Source organism: Alcanivorax nanhaiticus, from assembly GCF_000756665.1.
Taxonomy (GTDB): domain Bacteria; phylum Pseudomonadota; class Gammaproteobacteria; order Pseudomonadales; family Alcanivoracaceae; genus Alcanivorax; species Alcanivorax nanhaiticus.
The window spans coordinates 78476-95183 of sequence record NZ_ARXV01000015.1 but is presented as its reverse complement, the minus strand read 5'-3'; the positions used below and the strand labels follow the sequence as shown (position 1 = coordinate 95183).

Sequence of the window (16708 nt, the reverse complement as noted above, 5' to 3'; positions counted from 1 at the left end):
ATCAATCAACTGGACCTAAGATGGGTCCGATTGGGCCAGATTCAAGGGCAGTTAACAGTGAATAGTGAACAGTTAACAGCGGCGCGAGGACGCGTATCAGGCTCTAAAACGTCAGAGGCCGCACCCAACCTGTGGACGCGGCCTCTACGCTCTCAAGACAAAACACCCCATGTCGCGAGCTGTTCACTATTCACTGTTAACTGCTCTCGTCCAGCCAGATCAACGACGCAAACCGCCCCGTCTCGCCTTCCTTGCGGTAGGAATAGAAGCGTTCCAGGTCACAGGCGGTGCACAGCTCGCCGCCCTGTACATCGTCGACGCCGAGGCTGGCCAGTTCGGTCATGGCGGCGTGGGCTACTGAGAAACGCCAGTGGTGGGGTGTGGCGTCCTGGCTGAAGGCGGTTTTGAAGGCGGGATTGGTATCTGCAAAGGCGCGGTAGACCTCGTCACCCACCTGGTAGCATTTGCCGCAGATGGCTGGGCCCAGCCAAGCACTGACCGGTTCGCCATTGGGAGCGATCTTGCTCACGCCCTCAGCGATAATCCCGGCCTGAAGCCCACGCCAGCCGGCGTGCACCGCAGCGACTGCCGCGCCGTCCTGCCGGGCCAGCAACACCGGCAGACAATCGGCGGTCAGCACTACACAGGGCCAGCGTTGCTGATCAGTCCACACCCCGTCCGCTTCGTTGTCCTGGTCGTCGGCACGAATCACGCGCTTGCCGTGGACTTGCCATAACCAGGCCGCAGGGTGATCGGCCTGCAGCTGCTTTTCCACATGATGACGGGCTTGCTCAACGCGGCCGGGTTGATCGCCACAATTCAGTCCCAGGTTGAAACCCTCCCAGGGTTTCGGGGAATGAGTGCCGGCACGGGTGGTCACCGCCACCCGCACCGCCGGATGGGGACGCCAGTCGGGCCAAAGCCAGTCTGAACGATCAGGTAAGGTCATGGGAGCCGCCTTCGGGTGCCTCGGGCACGGTGGGTGTCATGCGTTGGCCGCGTCGTCTTCCAGGACCTTGATCAGCCCCAGCATGTCGTCCGGCAACGGTGCCTGAAACTCACAATATTCCCCGCTGGCGGGGTGAATCAAGCCCAAGGTACGGGCATGCAGCGCCTGGCGAGGAAACCGGCGCAGGGCCTGACGCAACTCCTCCGTCGCGCCGGCAGGAAACTTCAGACGACCACCATAGAGTGGATCCCCGACCAGGGGATAGTTACGGTGAGCCATGTGAACCCTGATCTGGTGGGTTCGACCGGTTTCCAGTTTTACCTGTATTCGGGTATGCGCTCGATAGCGATCCATTACACGGTAGTGAGTAACCGCTTCCTTACCACCCTCTTTCACCACCGCCTGCTTCTTGCGATCTACCGGGTGACGCCCTATGGGTGCATCCACCTTGCCGCCACCGGTCATCACGCCCACGGCAATAGCCTCATACTGGCGAAACAGGCTCTTGTCCTGCAGCTGGGACACCAGACTGGTATGCGCCTCCAGTGACCGTGCCACCACCATGAGCCCGGTGGTATCCCGGTCCAGGCGATGCACAATACCCGCCCGGGGCAGGCTGTTGAGGCGCTCATCATGGTGCAACAAGCCGTTCAGCAAGGTACCGTCCGCATGGCCTGCCGCCGGATGCACCACCAAACCGGTAGGTTTGTTGATAACAATCAGGTCCTCATCCTCGTAGACCACATCCAGGGAGATAGCCTGGGCCTGATCTTCCAATTCCGGCTCGATCACCACTTCCAGACTGAGCGCCTCATTACCGGTGAGCTTGTCTTTGGGCTTGGCCTTCTTGCCATTGACGGTAAGCACGCCATCCTTGATCCAGCCCTGCAGCCGGGAACGGGAAAATCCGTCAAACAGCTCAGCTGCAGCCTGATCCACCCGCTGACCCGCCTGCTCTGCACGCACCTGCTCGGTACGTTGAATTTTCTCGCCGCCAAGATGTCCCATAATCCAACCTGTGTTTAAATGTCGCGGTACTTTACCCTGTAACGCGCTATTGTAACCCGTCCGACGAGGAAAGAATGCCACGCTTTTTCTGGCCACTACTGGGCCTGTTGCTGCTTGCCGGCTGCGCCAGCAACAAAGACGCCCCGGAACTCACAGAAGCCGCCCAGTATCGGGAAGCTCACGATTCCATTGAGTCCAAGAATTACCTGACTGCTATCGACCAGCTCAAAGAACTTGAGGTCCGCTTTCCCTATGGCGATTACGCTGAGCAGTCCGGGCTGGATTTGATCTACGCCTATTACATGTCAGTGGATTACCCGGCCACCGTGGTTGCCGCACAGCGCTTTGAGCGAAATTATCCAGCCAACCCGCGCATGGACTATGCGTTGTATATGCGCGGCCTGGCCAATTTCAACATGGAAAAAGGCTTGTTCGACAACATGGTCAGCTCTGACCGATCAGCCCGGGACATGGATGCCGCCAAGGATGCTTTCCGGGATTTCGAACGTTTGGTGAACCGATTCCCTGACAGCGAATACGCTCCGGATGCTCGCTCCCGCATGGTTCATATCCGCAACCAGCTGGCTCGCCAGGAGCTACATGTGGCCCGCTACTATGCCCGCCGCGGCGCCATTGTGGCTTCCATCAATCGGGCCCAGTATGTGGTGAAGCATTACCAGCAGACCCCCGCCGTGGAGGAAGCCCTCGCCATCATGACGAAAGGTTATCAGCGTCTGGAATACCCAGAACTGGCAGAGAAAAGTCGCGCCGTATTGGCGCTCAGCTTCCCTGAGAGTCAATACCTGGACAAGGAACAACAGGTCGACCTGGCTTGGTGGCCAGATGAGGACAACGGCATTCTTAGTCTGCTGACGTTTGACCTTCTTTGAGCTTCTAGCTTCTAGCTTCTAGCTTCTAGCTTCTAGCTTCTAGCTTCTAGCTAAAAAAAGGGTGGCTCCGATACTGATTCGGGCCACCCTTTTTTGATTTTGATCTTCCTCCAAGCTCACAGCTGGAAGCTCGTAGCGCCTTTAGTCTCCCGGTCGCCAGCCGTTGGTGATCGGGTAGCGGCGGTCCTTGCCGAAAGCACGGCGGCTGACGCGGGGGCCGACGGCGGCCTGGCGACGTTTGTACTCATTGCGGTCAGTCAGTTTGACCACCCGATAGACGTTATCCCGGTCAAAACCGTCACGGATAACCGCTTCGGCGCTCATGTCCTGTTCCACATAACGCTGCAGAATCGCATCCAGCTCGTCATAATCCGGCAGAGAATCGGTATCCACCTGATCCGGCGCCAGTTCCGCAGAGGGTGGTCGGGTAATCACTCGCTCAGGAATAATTTCGCTACCCGCCTGCTGATTACGCCACCAGGCCAATCGGAAAACCATGGTTTTGAAAACGTCCTTGAGGACAGAAAAACCGCCGGCCATATCCCCGTAGAGAGTGGCATAACCCACCGCCATCTCACTCTTGTTGCCTGTAGTGAGCACCACGGAACCGCTCTTGTTGGACAGCGCCATCAAAATCACGCCACGACAGCGAGCCTGCAAATTTTCTTCTGTCGTATCCTTCTCCAGACCGGCAAAAGCCTCATCAAGAATTCCCATGAAACCATTAAAGGCAGGTTCAATCGGCATCACTCGATATTTTACTCTCAGGGTACGCGCCTGCTTTTCCGCATCCTCAAGGCTCATCGCCGAGGTATAACGAAATGGCATCATGACCGCCTCTACACGGTCAGGGCCCAACGCATCCACGGCCACCGCCAACGTCAGCGCCGAATCGATACCGCCAGACAAACCCAGCAAAGCGCCCTTGAAGCCGTTCTTGTTGACGTAATCCCGAGTGGCCAGAACCAGAGCCTGATAGATCCCCTGCTCAACCCCTGGTAAAGGCAACAGCTCTCCAACCGGATCACAACTGCCATCCTCGCATTGTAGATCCACAGGGATCAGAGCCTCATTGAAACTCCCCCCTTGAACGCAGCGCTCTCCACGGGAATTACAGGCAAATGAAGCGCCATCAAAGACCAGCTCATCCTGCCCACCGACCAGGTTACAGTACAGGATCGACATGCCCGTCTCGCGGCTGCGAGCCTGCACCTGCTCCAACCGCTCTTCGACCTTGTTTACCCGAAAAGGGGAAGCGTTCAGGTTCAGCACCACATCAGCACCGGCCTGCTGCAACTGGCTAGCCGGCTCACCGTGCCAGATGTCCTCACAGATCGTGAGGCCAAAAGTCCAGCCTCCCAACTCAAAGGTGCAAGGGCTGTCGCCGCGCTGAAAATAACGTTTTTCGTCAAACACCCGATAATTGGGAAGGCATTGTTTGAAATATTCATGACTGGGAACCGCGTCGCCTGGAAACAACACACCCGCAGCATTACGACGCAGACCATTGCGTACCGCCGGGTAACCCAGCACTACCGGCACACTGACCGCTTCTCCAATCTCCGCCAAGGCCGCATCTACACGGCTATTGAGGCTGGGACGCAACAGCAAGTCTTCTGGCGGATAACCGGTCAGCATCAGCTCCGGGAACACCACCAGATCCGCGCCCAACAGACGCCTTGCCTCATCTGCTGCCGCGATGACCCGTTGTGCATTCCCCTCAATATCCCCCACCAGCGCATTCTGCTGGGCCATGATAATTCGCATCTCGACCGGCCTTTCATGAAATGAGCGCTGATTGTACTCTTTAGCCCGCGATCCATGAATGCTTCAGGATGCATAAAACAAGGAGAAAGGGATGGGGCTGATTCGACTGCTGATCATTGCGGCACTGATTTACATAGCCTGGAGGGTATTCAAGAACCTGCTTTCCCGCTCACAACAAGCTGACTCCCCTGCTGCCAGCCAGCAGCGGCAAGAGCTGATGCGTAAATGCGCCCAGTGCGGTATACATGTGCCTGATCACGAGGCCTTCAGTCACAGCGGCAAGCATTTCTGCAGCCAGGAACATCAACGATTGTATCTGGACCACCATGACCACTAACCAGGGCTGGACGCCCGCCCGCATCTACAATGTCTACCGGATTGCTATCGCCTGCGCGCTACTTCTGCTGCATTTTGCTCCAGCATTACCGCTGATTGGCAAACATTCGCCAATCCTGTTTCAGACCACACTGTTTGCTTACCTGGGGCTAACACTCGCCTCTACTACCCTGGATTTTAAACGCCATCAGCGCGCGTTCCCTCGCTGGGCGCAGCCCATTGCACTAATCACCGACCTGATCATGCTCACACTGGTCGTTCATGCACAGGGGGGGCTGGAAGGCGGACTGGCTGTCTTGTTACTGGTCACCGTAGCAGCCGGCAACATTTTGCTACGCGGACGACTTGGATTCCTGATCGCAGCACTGGCCACCTTGTCGGCCATGTTCGAGCAATTCTATTTTTCCATTCAGGAGCAATTGGAATCTCCCTTCCTGCTCACTGAATCCGGACTGCTGGGCATTGCCTTTTTTATGGTGTCGCTGATTATTCAGCAGATCGCTCAGCGCCTCGAACACAGCGAGCAAATTGCCCGAAGCCAGCGAGTAGCAATTGAACGGCTTGAGGCGCTTAATCAGCAAATTGTGCAACGTATGCGTACCGGCGTCATGGTATTCGACGACCAATACCGCATTCTGATGTCTAACCAGTCGGCCAATAACCTGTTCGAGTCACCAATGTTGAGCAAGCGACTTCCTCAGGGGCTGGTCAGTCGTCATGAGCGCTGGCAAGACAACCCCATGTTGCCGCTAGCCTCTCTACGCGTCTCCGAACAAAGCCCGAATCTTAGTCCACGTTTCGCGCATTTGGACACGGGCCATGAAAGCCTCACTCTGCTCTTCCTTGAAGATACCTCGAAAGTGGCTCAGGAAGCGCAGCAGCTTAATCTGGCTTCGCTGGGACGACTCTCTGCCACTCTCGCCCATGAGATTCGCAATCCGTTAAGCGCTATCAACCATGCCACCGATCTGCTGCTGGATGGCGAGCCCAGTGAAGAGGACCAGCAACTCCTCTCTATTATTCGCAACCACGTCACCCGGGTGAACGGCATCATCCATGATGTCCTCGACTTGTCGCGACGCGGGAAGGGGAACGCAGAACGATTTGTGCTCTCTTCTGTCTTGCAGCCCATTCTTGGCAACTGGTCGATGAAAGGCTGTGATTCAGTCAGGTTAGCCTGTGGAGAAGAAGTCGAGGTGCGCTTTGATCCCAATCAGCTGATCCAGGTCGTCGATAACCTGATCTCCAATTCTCTCAAGCATGGTGGGGTCAACACGCAGGTCACCCTAAGCTGCGGCACCCATGACCGGACCGGCCTGCCGTGGCTACGTATCAGCGACAATGGCTCAGGCATCAGTGAAGAAGCCGCCCGATATCTTTTTGAACCATTCTATACCACTGCTTCGGATGGCAATGGCCTGGGCCTGTACCTTTGCCGGGAGCTATGCCAAGCCAACCAGGCGACGCTTGATCTGGAAGAGACCAAGACAGGCGCCAGCTTTGTGATAACCTTTGCCCACCCGCATCGACAATTTCAATAACAGAGTTCGACTATGAGTGCCGACACCCCCCATGTACTGGTTGTAGACGACGAAGCGGATTTGCGTGAATTGCTGGTCATTACCCTCGGCCGCATGAAACTCAAGGCAACCGCAGCCGAATCCCTGGGGGCAGCAAAGTCAAAGCTGGAAAGTGAACGCTACGATCTTTGTCTCACCGACATGAATCTCGGTGATGGCACCGGATTGGAGCTGCTTCAACATATCTCCCTGCATTGCCCTGAAATGCCGACAGCGGTTATCACCGCGTACGGCAATATGGAAACCGCGACAGAGGCCATGAAACTGGGGGCCTATGATTTTATCTCCAAACCCGTTGCGCTGGACCGGCTGCGCCAGCTAATCGAAGATGGGCTTGGGATCAGCAATAGCGAAGAACCTCACGAGGAAGAAGACAACCTGATTGGCAATGGCCCCGCCATGCAAGACCTCAAGTCACAGGTGCGCAAATTGGCCAGAAGCCAGGCCCCAATCTACATTAGCGGGGAGTCCGGTAGCGGCAAGGAGCGCATAGCTCGCATGATTCATGCTCTCGGCCCTCGGCGGGAAAAACCCTTTGTGGCAGTGAATTGCGGGGCAATCCCCTCCGAGCTGATGGAGAGTGAGTTCTTTGGCCACCGTAAAGGCGCCTTTACCGGTGCGGTAGAGGACCGCAAAGGCCTGTTCCGCGAAGCGGACGGCGGCACCCTGTTTCTGGATGAAGTGGCTGATCTACCCCTGCATATGCAGGTCAAACTGCTCCGAGCCATTCAGGAAAAAAGTGTCCGACCGGTTGGTGAAGCTCGCGAATTCCAGGTCAACCTGCGTATCCTTTGCGCCACCCACAAGGATTTAGCCAGTGAAATGACCGTAGGGCGCTTTCGCCAAGACTTATTTTATCGCCTGAATGTCATTGAAGCGCATGTCCCTCCGCTTCGAGAGCGAAAAGAGGACATTCCTGCGCTGGTAGATCACATCTTGCTGCGGCTGAGTAACGCGTGGGAAACCAGCCCGCCAAAGATCAGCGGCCCGGCACTGAAAGCCTTATGTAACTACCCGTTCCCCGGCAATGTACGCGAGTTGGAAAACACGCTGGAAAGAGCAATGACCCTATGCGACGGCATGGTCATTGAGACGGAAAACCTGCATCTACATGCGACCTCTTTAGCTACCGGCACGGTCAATAGCGATGCAGATAACTCCACCCTCCCCGAAAGAGATGCCGCACAGCCGCTGGAAGAATTTCTTCAGGACATCGAGCGCGAGGAAATCCTCAAAGCCCTCGATGCCACCCACTGGAATCGTACCGCCGCAGCCAAGAAACTGGGCATGACTTTCCGCTCATTGCGTTATCGACTCAAAAAGCTTGAATTGGACCGTGATGACGGCAGCGAATAATCGTCGGAATTCAGATCACAGACATCCCCACAGATGATTTGCGCCAGCAACGTTGCACTTGCGGGAGCACAGACCAGTCCATTTCGATAATGGCCAATGGCCGCATACACGTTTTTCTCACCAGGAACCCGGCCAATGTAGGGATAGTCCCGGCCCAAACCGGGCCTGACCCCAGCCCAATGAGCATCAGGCTTCCGCCCCCGACATTGAGATAGTAGCGTCTCAGCCAGGCGCTGCAGGTGATAGCGCCCAGTTACCGTCGGGTAATGTGTATCATCTCCTATACGAAGAGTTGAACCCACCACCGTATCACCATTACTGCGGGGGATCGCATATCCCTCTCTCGCCAGAATCAATTCTTTGGGAGCGTCAGCGCCCAGACGATACATCAACATCTCACCTTTTGCGGGAAACTGCTCTGTCCCGGTGGGTAGTAACGCTTTCGCTCCTGCGCCAGCCGCAACCACAAGAACCTCACAATGAATTGCGCTGCCATGTTGCAATCGCACTTCCAGCCCGTGAAGCCCCGTTTGCCACCCCACGGCATCACCACGACAAAAACGCACCCCTCTGGAGATCAAGTACTGGCGCAGCCCCCGCATAATCCCCGTACTTCGAATTGACCCCAGATCCGGAAAATAAACGCCTTCCCGATTCTCTTCATTCAGAAACCGAGGCTCTAACCTGTAATGTTGCAGGGTATATTCACGCCAATCGGCCAGAGCTTCTGCCTCATTTGGTAGAAGCTCCATCCAGATACCCGAGCGGAAAAACTCGTCATTACCAATACATCCTGCTGCTGCCAGCCGCTCTGACAACCGCGCATAGGCGTGACAACCCGGCTCCGCCAATCGATTTAGCTCCGCAGTGTAACGCCAGGGAAACATCGGGCTAAGGATTCCACCACCGGCCAGAGATGCAGGAGGCATAGCGTTCTCGACAAGAATTCCCCTGCGCCACCCCCTATCCAATAAGGCCAGAGCGGTAAGCTGTCCTACGATTCCTGCGCCGATCACGCAGAATGTCTCCGCAGGGTTTACGTGATGAATTACGGCCACTTAATCAATCACCTCATTTCCCCTTATCTCCGTTGCACTAATAATTCGAGGCAAAGGAGACTTCAGATGAAAGGATTCACGCTCGTTGAGCTACTAGTTACCGTTACCATTCTCTCAGTCCTGCTGATTCTGAGCCATGGCTTCAGCAATAACTTTCTTCCCAAACAGCGATTAATTGCCAAACGCAACGCCCTAGCCGGTTTTCTGCAATACGCCCGCGCCGAATCAGTGAGCCGGGGAGGCATTCATGTTTGCGATAAAAGCACGGCCTGCAATGGATTTCAGAAAGGGCCACTGGTCGTTTTCCACGACAGCAACGACAACCACCAACAGGATGCCAGTGAACCGACACTGCAAATACTGGAAACCGGCGAGCAACAGAGGATCATCAGGAACGGTTGGGGAAAGCAGGATTACCTATACTACAACGCTCAGGGAGCCCTGCAATTTCAGAACGGACACTTCTTGATCTGTGACAAGAACCTCGGAACCACACTGATCATGAACTGGCGCGGGCGACTGAAAACCGGTCTGCCACCCGCGCCACACTCACAGTGCATGGAACATCAGGGTTAATTCCAGCTATGAGTCCCATAGGTACAACTAGTATCACTGGTTTCATCCCAGCAAGACTCACCATTACTGTTTAATTTCATAGCTCCAGTTCCCTTCATTCGTTCGGTACTTTTGGGTGTTGCAGTAATTTCATAGTCCTGGGAGCCAGCCGGCAAAGGGTCAGGGCTAAGCACAATGGTGTAAAACTGATTATTTGCCAAAGAAGGGGCGAGATCAGACACCTTTGCCCCCTGATATGACAGATTTTGTGAACGATATATCTCAAGCGAAGAAGCCAAATCCAACATGCTGGACTGGGTATCCAAACGATGAGTTCTCTCCATATAAGCAACATAACTAGGGAAAGAAATCGCTGCTAGAACAGAGATAATCGCAATCACTATAAGCAACTCGATTAAAGTAAACGCTTTTGACTTTCTCATGTTCATCATGGGGTTGCCGCTCCGCTATATTTTTTCAACCTTTCAGCTGCTTGCTGCTCAGACTCCAGCTCACGCCATTGACGTTTTTCAACCCCACATGAACTAATCCCATTCCCGGTAATGATGGACGTACCAATCAGCACCGCATATTCGATAGAAGGACATTCAACATCAGCATTAAGCATCCAATCATCCTCTCCTCCACTATCATCATCACCATCATCGGTAGACGGCGGAATGAAAATCTGAGGGGTTGGAGGAATACCCTGATTACCAAGCTCTTCGTAGCGTGAATTAGGGTTGTCTACCTGCCCATCATTATTTAAATCTGCTGCAGGACTGCCATCAATTGCATTAACAATATATGCCCGCCCACCACCAGGGATAGACTGACACTCATTGAGGTCATCACTCTCATTAACGTATGTAGTGAAATAGGCCAAGCCAAACAACGATGAAGGCGTAGAGAGCACCTTCTCTCCCACAGACCGATCCAAGTCGATGTAGTAACCTTTCTTCCCTGTTAGAGAGGGAGAGTAATCCGTAGTCACATCTAAAAGATCACCATGTGTCACTGCTGATTGATCTTGATAGGAATCTGCAATGTGACTAATCGGCTCATAGTCATCGATCGCATAAATACGATCCTGCGTTTGCTCGTCCAGCGGATGCGCCCGATAACCACTACCAATCATAATCTGGAAGCTTTGCTTTCCATCTCTATAACCCAATTGCACAGCTGGAGCCTCATAGAAACGACGCTGGTTCAACTTCCCGCTCGACTCACTGGCCCCCAGCTTGGCAACCACTTCAGTCCGCTGCACCAGATCGCCAATGGAACCCGGGTTCTGTTTTAGATCTACCCTAATGATCTGCCCCCCCAAGTCAGCCGCATACAGAAAATCAATCACACCATCGAAGTTGTAATCGATCGTCGCGACCGAGCCAGGAATCGACCACTTAAGGTCACCACCTGACACCTTCCAAATCAAGGCTCCAGTCATGGCGTTGACCATGTAAATAGCATTGCCCTCTTTATCACTAGAGCTAACAGTCGTGACATCATCATGATCATCAGGACTATACCCCCCGCCAAAGACCAGCACAGGAATTTTATTGCCACTTACCTGGATAAACCCAAAAGTCGGTTCAGACCAAGTCTGCCCCATCTCAGCAAATGACCCGCTCCCCCCCTTAGCTACCCACATCAGCTTCGGCGAAGATCTGTCAGTGTAATTCAATGCATAGTAATTCTTGCCACCCCGACGCATTCCACCAAAAGCATATACGGCCTTAGCACTAGCATTGCTTTCTCCCTTCCGCCATACAGTCCAAGAACTATCCAATCCATACGTCGTTCTCCTGTTATCGGGCTGAAGAAGTTTAGGCTCACCATATCTCTCAGCTGTTTGCTGTAAAATTTCATAAGGCATAAAAGCTGACTGCTCTTTACCCGTTTTCGCATCTACAGCGTGCAGCATGCCATCATTTGTGCTGACAAAGATGGTGTTATCCTGCTGATCGGGATTTCCTACTGCATCTTCAAAAGAACCACTGAAGCCGTAGTTAACAAGAATTGGAACAGAGTGCAGTGGATCGCCCCAAGTATTCATAAGGTACGCATACATCTGCTGATGCTGAAGGTCACTAGCTGTGCTAGGCAAACCTAGATTCACCTTCGATATTTTGTCATACGCAGTGTATTCAGTAAGGGTTGAACCGGTTGCCGTCGTCGCCGTTGTACTACCACCTGCCGATGGCGACGAGGTCGCCACAAACAAACGTCGGGTATCTGGAGTGACCTGATTGCGCGCTCCACCCAGGCCGACCGTTGCGCCATCTTCCGCAGTTCCCCACCAGCTGGTAGCAGTATCCTTGAAGAAACCGGTATTCGGATCAATCGCCTGCAGCCCGCGTTGATCGTAGATCTGAACTCCTCCCGCTCCATCGCTGGAAATACGATAACGCTTCATATTTCCTTCCCAGACAGAAAACGAGGCATCTGGCTTGAAAACTGAGAAGTAAGTCTGATCCAAGAAATCCAGCCGGCTAAGCTGGTTCACCGCAACCCCTGGCGCAGCCAGGGAAGTATTTTCGACGGTGATACTGTTAATAATTTCCGAAAAAACAGCCTCAAGGTCCTGGGCATTTCGGGCAGAGGCGTATTGACCATTTGAAGCCCTAGCCACATTCCGGAAATTTTCCTGCAAGTCTGGCGGCACATCAAACCCGATTGAGTGCGTGGTGATCGGCTGCCCCAAACCATTCTTGGTCCCATCAAACAGCCAAGTTGAGAGCTGTATCTGACAGTTATAGCTACGCTGATCCTGAGAGCTTGCACCACTAGTACAATCGCGACTGCCCGTTAAACTCTCCACCGCTTCGTGGTCACCATCATTGGTCGGCATACCATCTGACAGGGTAATAATATGATTAGAGGTACAGCTTCGTGCAAAGGGATACCGATCCGACGGAGATAAATAACGCTTTTTGGTACTAGGATCGACATACTCTACTGAATCATCATAGTTTTGAGCATAGCGCGGCGCCTCCCCAAGCAGATAACGCCCCATCTCTGAATAACTCTCCATAGTGGGGGTGCCACCATCCGCGGTAAGAGCATTGATTTTTTCCTTGAGTCGGTCCCGAACGCGGGGCAGGAAAGCAGCTGTTTCAGCACTCAGCGCCTGAATTTCAATATAGGGTGCCGAGGCTGCACCATACTCTGAAGCGTAAATCTGGTACTGCTGCGAACCTGTGCCCTGCAGGCTCAATGCTAAGCCAAAGTCACCGTTTTTAACCCAATACTGGTTAGATATAATTTCCTGCAATACTGTAGTCACATCAATTTTATGCCACTGCCTGAAATTACCAGTAATCGTGTGCACCACCTTCGCGGCACTCACTGGGCGTGATGAAATATTGTTGGTTGCTGTCGTAAATTCATCGACATAAAGGGGGGTTGGTGGTGTTGTAGAGGCATCAACTCCGTTGACCAGTCCCTGCACAACAAAATCTCCACCTACATAGCTATCATTTGTCCGGCCACGGACATAAAGATAGGCAGACTGGATCACATCAGGCTTCGGCAGTGCGACCCTGCCATCTAGAGCTAATCGAGGAAACCGTAAACCTGCACCAAAATCACTGGCTCTGAGCTCCAGATACTTATCTTCCAGATCCACGCCGCCCGAACCATATTCGACACCATCGTCCAGCGGGCTACCAATGTTTGCCTTAATCCCAGAACCACAGGACAGAGAGTCATTGTAATTAGGGTCGCCCGCATTCAATGTCGCCGGGTTCACATTGTAATCCCACTCAACCACCAAAGCCGGTGGAGCACCTGCTCGATCATCAAAAGCTTTAATCAGACGAGTCGTAGTATCCCCTGGCGTAGCGTTAGTCATACTCAACGCCAAATCATTACCGCCACACCAGCTCGCACGATCCACCGCATCCTGGACAAGCTTGGTCGCATCGATCTGATAGAGCTCCCCCCACCCCCAAGTCGTATTGAGCGGACCACCATAACCACCAACCCAGGTGCGAGACTGGATATCCGTGACGGAAAAAGGCTCAGAACTCCCTACATCCTCGTAAGCCAGATCGATATTAATGTTATCCGATGTGTACTCGCTCGATTGAACCTCGATGTAAGCCTTAGTAATTTTGGCATAACGAGGAACATCCAAGTCCTCAAAAAGAAAACCTACCCGCCCATTGTCCGCACCACCGTTAGGCAGAGGTATATCATTTGTACCTAAATTCACAGCCTTCCCGCTGTACTGAAATCCATCACCGGAATCTCTGAGCACGGAACTACGCACAGCGCCATCCGAATCGACTTCATCCAGCCCCCTGACTGGATAAACAAGACGCCCCCCCACATTGCTCTTGTTATAACGCCCCAAGCCAATTCTCGCGTTTGAGCCAAGGGTATCAATCACTCGACGCAAGGCGATCTGCAACTCAGACATTTTGGCATTCTTGCTGCTACAGGCATCATCCACACATACAGTGTTCGACATACTTCCTGATGTATCCAGTAGCAATACCAAATTCACGGGTGCTGTATTGTCACCATCAATTGTATTGAAATAAATCTCAGTATCTTCCGCTTTTATCACAGGCGCAGCGAGCAATATCGCCATCGCCAACGCGGTGCTTTGAAAAATTTGTTTACGCGTTTTCATTATCATTCCCCGGCAATTCCGCTGCTCAGCCCAAAGGCCTTTATTAGAACGCTATCCCAATCTTGGCAAAATGCTGCTCATTGAGCTGTTCTGCATCAAAAACTGCGACTTCGCCCTTACCGATAGACATAAACTCATACCAAACAAAGTTAACGCTTGAGCCTCCAGAGGAACTGATAGAACTTAGGTAAGGCGCAGAAGAAAAGCCTTTCATCACAGTTCTGGAGCCTGCACGCAATAGCTGTCTGGAGTCAGCAACATCACTTTGACCACATGCCTTGGCCATAAAAAGCTCGCCCTTGTTCTTACCGATACAACGATCAATGACTTCACTCACCCCATTCTGGTACCCATTGACCAGCTGAAAAATAATGGAGCCCGGATCCGTCTGCGGCATGAAAACAGCCTCGTTATAGACAGCTGACAAAGCGGATTCAGCGCCATCAAAAGTAATCGTCGACACTTGCGCAGTAGTTGTAATCTTGGCGTTAAACATACTCGTCCGCATTGCAACCACACCCAAAATTGAAACGATGGACAAAATCATCAGCGCCACCAACAGAGCAGCACCTCGTTGATTAGATAAGGATGTCATTAGGAAGAACCCCTTGTTGCGGCAAATTTCTCAGCTTAACCGTAGACATGAAAAGGCGTCGCATTTTAGCTTCCTGCAAGACCCCCTCTCCATTAGTCAGCGTCTTATCCAGTACCTGGAAGACTTGATCATTTTTCAGGTCTGGCAAATTATCGACCTCTGCACTGATCAACAGCGCCACTCGTACACTCACTACAGACTCAGCAGCAGTAACTTGATCTGCATTTACATAGCGGCCTGCGAAAGCAACACGATCCAGCCGCGACTCACCCGCAGTCATAGGGCGATCAAGACCATACTGAACCTGAAAACTATCCACCCCGCTAATCATCGCTGCTCCTGTCGTTGCTGCATTTACATCGCCTCGGCAGAAGAGTTCATTAATTCCGTCCGCATTTTTCTGGATATAGTAGGTATTAACGATTAGCGCGGGGTCATCAAAGGTAGCTCCAGCAGCAGTTTCTCCCTCACAGTCGGAAACACCGTAGAAACGAAATGCAATCTGGTCATTGTCGGCATCAGTATTCCCACCCTCCTGACTAGCATCGACACCAAAAACAATGGGGGTGGTGATATACCCCGCATTACCTTCCGCTAGAGAGGCGTCAGAGCGGGGCATCCCTGCTCTCCGAATATCTGAAGCCAGCATCTGCAAAGCATAACGGCCTGACTCCTGAACTTCAGTCATGACACGCTGAGTTTCTGAACTCCTCAGATTCGCAGTAAATATCTGTGCCGCGACCATACTGACAACCAGACCGATAACAAGCGCAATTAGTAGTTCAACAAGGCTAAAACCTTTAACCAACCGCTTCATGGCAGCACCTCTACAACAAAGCAATCGATGCCAGCGACCACAGCGTTAGCGTCCTCACACTCGCTCGGCAAAGTCTCATTCCATGCAACCCTCACACATTGCAATTGACTTCCTATACAAGGAGAGACATCTACCCTCCCCGCAGGCAATAAATTCCAAGTTTGCCATCGAAGTTGCGCTACATCCCACTTTGCAACAGCATCAGGCAAGCAGTCCGCTTTATTACAACTGTCATCTACTGTTGATGACGGAACAGTGGTCGGCCAATTATCAGAATCGATGTAATAGGCGTACTCACTAGGGTTAGCAAGTATCCTTTCTACTGTAGCTTGCGCCAGCAATGTAGCCTGACTTCTTGCATAAGCCTGATTGGTTGAATCCAGAGCCCGTAGCTGCAACCCTGCGTAGCCAAGCACGCCAACAGCCATAACCAGCACAGCCATAAGCACTTCCAGCATGCTAAAACCACCCTGCCGATAAATGCCTGGCACTTTATTTGCTCGCATCAGCAGTCCCTCTTATCCGATATCCGGACCTTTCCAAAGACGTTCACTTCAAGCTTCCTCCCCACGACTCCAGTCGTCACAGTGGGGCAAATTTCAAAGTTCAGTTGTGCAATAACTGCCGTGCCCGCTGCATTGTAAATACGGCCATCCGCACCAATGGAGAAAGAGTCGACATCTGCTTTGGTTTCATCAACCAGAATCTTATTCGGGGTCTCAAAGGCTTGGTCACCATCAACACCGGCAGGCAATCGCAATACCCAACCCGAGTTTCCCCACTCGTTACCGCTATCCCCTCCGTCGGCCTCAATAACAATAGATTCCCTGCGACTGACCGCATAAGCACGGGCTGTATTAATAGTCATAGCCAAGTCTCGAGCTGCTTTTTTAACTTGTGATTGAGTGACAGAGCGCTCCATCGATGGCATGGCAATTGCGGCAACGACGCCGAATATCATCAGCACCACCATAGCTTCCACCAGCGTAAAACCCGCCTGAAATGTCCGCTTTCCACTTGTTCTCACATCGACACCCCTTTCCAGTTGAATTAACTTTAACAAGCCGGTGTCAACCATCAATGCAGGAGTGATGGACGGGCAACCAGTGGCGCCAAACGGTATAAGCTGCTGAAAATTAATGACTTTTGGTACTTTCG

At 52.8% G+C, this 16708-nt stretch carries 15 protein-coding genes; 5 read left to right on the top strand and 10 right to left on the bottom strand.

Annotation, left to right across the window (positions count from 1 at the left end):
• Window positions 1–196: 196 nt before the first annotated feature.
• Together pgeF and rluD are read right to left on the bottom strand one after the other, a co-directional pair.
• The gene (gene pgeF, locus Y5S_RS15770; protein WP_035234377.1) at window positions 197–949 is read right to left on the bottom strand and encodes a peptidoglycan editing factor PgeF; all 753 of its coding nucleotides are present in this window, start codon (window positions 947–949) and stop codon (window positions 197–199) included.
• A 36-nt stretch (window positions 950–985) separates the two neighbouring features.
• Window positions 986–1957 (bottom strand): 23S rRNA pseudouridine(1911/1915/1917) synthase RluD, encoded by a 972-nt coding sequence (gene rluD / locus Y5S_RS15765; RefSeq protein WP_035234375.1) that lies wholly within the window; start codon window positions 1955–1957, stop codon window positions 986–988.
• A 74-nt stretch (window positions 1958–2031) separates the two neighbouring features.
• Here rluD and Y5S_RS15760 point away from each other — a divergent pair, with 74 nt between their 5' ends.
• The gene (locus Y5S_RS15760; protein WP_035234373.1) at window positions 2032–2847 is read left to right on the top strand and encodes an outer membrane protein assembly factor BamD; all 816 of its coding nucleotides are present in this window, start codon (window positions 2032–2034) and stop codon (window positions 2845–2847) included.
• Between the two features lie 141 nt (window positions 2848–2988).
• Here the strand turns inward: Y5S_RS15760 and Y5S_RS15755 are convergent, their stop codons facing one another.
• On the bottom strand, window positions 2989–4614 hold the full coding sequence (locus Y5S_RS15755; RefSeq protein WP_035234371.1) for an NAD+ synthase: 1626 nt from the start codon (window positions 4612–4614) through the stop codon (window positions 2989–2991).
• 91 nt (window positions 4615–4705) lie between these two features.
• On the opposite strand from Y5S_RS15755, the gene Y5S_RS15750 reads away from it, so the two are divergent.
• From Y5S_RS15750 to Y5S_RS15740, 3 genes are read left to right on the top strand one after another with little or no spacing between them, the layout of a single operon-like run.
• Entirely contained in the window at window positions 4706–4951 is a 246-nt protein-coding gene (locus Y5S_RS15750; RefSeq protein ID WP_035234370.1) for a PP0621 family protein, read from the top strand.
• Entirely contained in the window at window positions 4941–6491 is a 1551-nt protein-coding gene (locus Y5S_RS15745; RefSeq protein ID WP_035234368.1) for a sensor histidine kinase, read from the top strand. Before Y5S_RS15750 ends, Y5S_RS15745 begins: the two co-directional genes overlap by 11 nt.
• Window positions 6492–6503: 12 nt before the next feature.
• Entirely contained in the window at window positions 6504–7886 is a 1383-nt protein-coding gene (locus Y5S_RS15740; RefSeq protein ID WP_035234366.1) for a sigma-54-dependent transcriptional regulator, read from the top strand.
• On the opposite strand, the gene Y5S_RS15735 is transcribed toward Y5S_RS15740, so the two are convergent.
• Window positions 7838–8944, bottom strand: a complete 1107-nt coding sequence (locus Y5S_RS15735; protein WP_035234363.1) for an NAD(P)/FAD-dependent oxidoreductase — start codon at window positions 8942–8944, stop codon at window positions 7838–7840. The genes Y5S_RS15740 and Y5S_RS15735 overlap by 49 nt on opposite strands.
• Window positions 8945–9010: 66 nt before the next feature.
• Here Y5S_RS15735 and Y5S_RS19245 point away from each other — a divergent pair, with 66 nt between their 5' ends.
• Window positions 9011–9520, top strand: coding sequence for a GspH/FimT family pseudopilin (locus Y5S_RS19245; protein ID WP_052041653.1), 510 nt, complete (start codon window positions 9011–9013; stop codon window positions 9518–9520).
• On the opposite strand, the gene Y5S_RS15725 is transcribed toward Y5S_RS19245, so the two are convergent.
• Genes Y5S_RS15725 through Y5S_RS19240 form a run of 6 tightly spaced genes read right to left on the bottom strand, consistent with a single transcriptional unit; the run spans window position 9517 to window position 16628 of the window.
• A complete protein-coding gene (locus tag Y5S_RS15725; RefSeq protein ID WP_052041652.1) occupies window positions 9517–9951 on the bottom strand; it encodes a type IV pilin protein in 435 nt (144 codons plus the stop codon). The genes Y5S_RS19245 and Y5S_RS15725 overlap by 4 nt on opposite strands.
• Window positions 9948–14138 (bottom strand): PilC/PilY family type IV pilus protein, encoded by a 4191-nt coding sequence (locus tag Y5S_RS15720; RefSeq protein WP_197055164.1) that lies wholly within the window; start codon window positions 14136–14138, stop codon window positions 9948–9950. Before Y5S_RS15720 ends, Y5S_RS15725 begins: the two co-directional genes overlap by 4 nt.
• 43 nt (window positions 14139–14181) lie before the next feature.
• Window positions 14182–14733: a pilus assembly PilX family protein gene (locus Y5S_RS15715; protein WP_035234359.1), complete on the bottom strand. Its 552-nt coding sequence runs from the start codon at window positions 14731–14733 to the stop codon at window positions 14182–14184.
• A complete protein-coding gene (locus tag Y5S_RS15710) occupies window positions 14717–15550 on the bottom strand; it encodes a PilW family protein (protein WP_035234357.1) in 834 nt (277 codons plus the stop codon). Before Y5S_RS15710 ends, Y5S_RS15715 begins: the two co-directional genes overlap by 17 nt.
• Window positions 15547–16056, bottom strand: a complete 510-nt coding sequence (gene pilV / locus Y5S_RS15705; RefSeq protein WP_035234355.1) for a type IV pilus modification protein PilV — start codon at window positions 16054–16056, stop codon at window positions 15547–15549. The genes Y5S_RS15710 and pilV overlap by 4 nt, the downstream gene beginning before the upstream one ends.
• Window positions 16056–16628 carry a GspH/FimT family pseudopilin gene (locus Y5S_RS19240; protein ID WP_052041651.1) on the bottom strand — a complete coding sequence of 191 codons (573 nt, stop codon included), beginning with the start codon at window positions 16626–16628 and terminating at the stop codon, window positions 16056–16058. The genes pilV and Y5S_RS19240 overlap by 1 nt, the downstream gene beginning before the upstream one ends.
• Window positions 16629–16708: the final 80 nt, after the last annotated feature.

What these genes read in the sequence shown, in the direction of transcription:
- pgeF (WP_035234377.1), bottom strand. Translation starts at nt 949, where the DNA reads ATGACCTTACCTGATCGTTCAGACTGGCTTTGGCCCGACTGGCGTCCC.
- rluD (WP_035234375.1), bottom strand. Translation starts at nt 1,957, where the DNA reads ATGGGACATCTTGGCGGCGAGAAAATTCAACGTACCGAGCAGGTGCGT.
- Y5S_RS15760 (WP_035234373.1), top strand. Translation starts at nt 2,032, where the DNA reads ATGCCACGCTTTTTCTGGCCACTACTGGGCCTGTTGCTGCTTGCCGGC.
- Y5S_RS15755 (WP_035234371.1), bottom strand. Translation starts at nt 4,614, where the DNA reads ATGCGAATTATCATGGCCCAGCAGAATGCGCTGGTGGGGGATATTGAG.
- Y5S_RS15750 (WP_035234370.1), top strand. Translation starts at nt 4,706, where the DNA reads ATGGGGCTGATTCGACTGCTGATCATTGCGGCACTGATTTACATAGCC.
- Y5S_RS15745 (WP_035234368.1), top strand. Translation starts at nt 4,941, where the DNA reads ATGACCACTAACCAGGGCTGGACGCCCGCCCGCATCTACAATGTCTAC.
- Y5S_RS15740 (WP_035234366.1), top strand. Translation starts at nt 6,504, where the DNA reads ATGAGTGCCGACACCCCCCATGTACTGGTTGTAGACGACGAAGCGGAT.
- Y5S_RS19245 (WP_052041653.1), top strand. Translation starts at nt 9,011, where the DNA reads ATGAAAGGATTCACGCTCGTTGAGCTACTAGTTACCGTTACCATTCTC.
- Y5S_RS15725 (WP_052041652.1), bottom strand. Translation starts at nt 9,951, where the DNA reads ATGATGAACATGAGAAAGTCAAAAGCGTTTACTTTAATCGAGTTGCTT.
- Y5S_RS15720 (WP_197055164.1), bottom strand. Translation starts at nt 14,138, where the DNA reads ATGAAAACGCGTAAACAAATTTTTCAAAGCACCGCGTTGGCGATGGCG.
- Y5S_RS15715 (WP_035234359.1), bottom strand. Translation starts at nt 14,733, where the DNA reads ATGACATCCTTATCTAATCAACGAGGTGCTGCTCTGTTGGTGGCGCTG.
- Y5S_RS15710 (WP_035234357.1), bottom strand. Translation starts at nt 15,550, where the DNA reads ATGAAGCGGTTGGTTAAAGGTTTTAGCCTTGTTGAACTACTAATTGCG.
- pilV (WP_035234355.1), bottom strand. Translation starts at nt 16,056, where the DNA reads ATGCGAGCAAATAAAGTGCCAGGCATTTATCGGCAGGGTGGTTTTAGC.
- Y5S_RS19240 (WP_052041651.1), bottom strand. Translation starts at nt 16,628, where the DNA reads ATGGTTGACACCGGCTTGTTAAAGTTAATTCAACTGGAAAGGGGTGTC.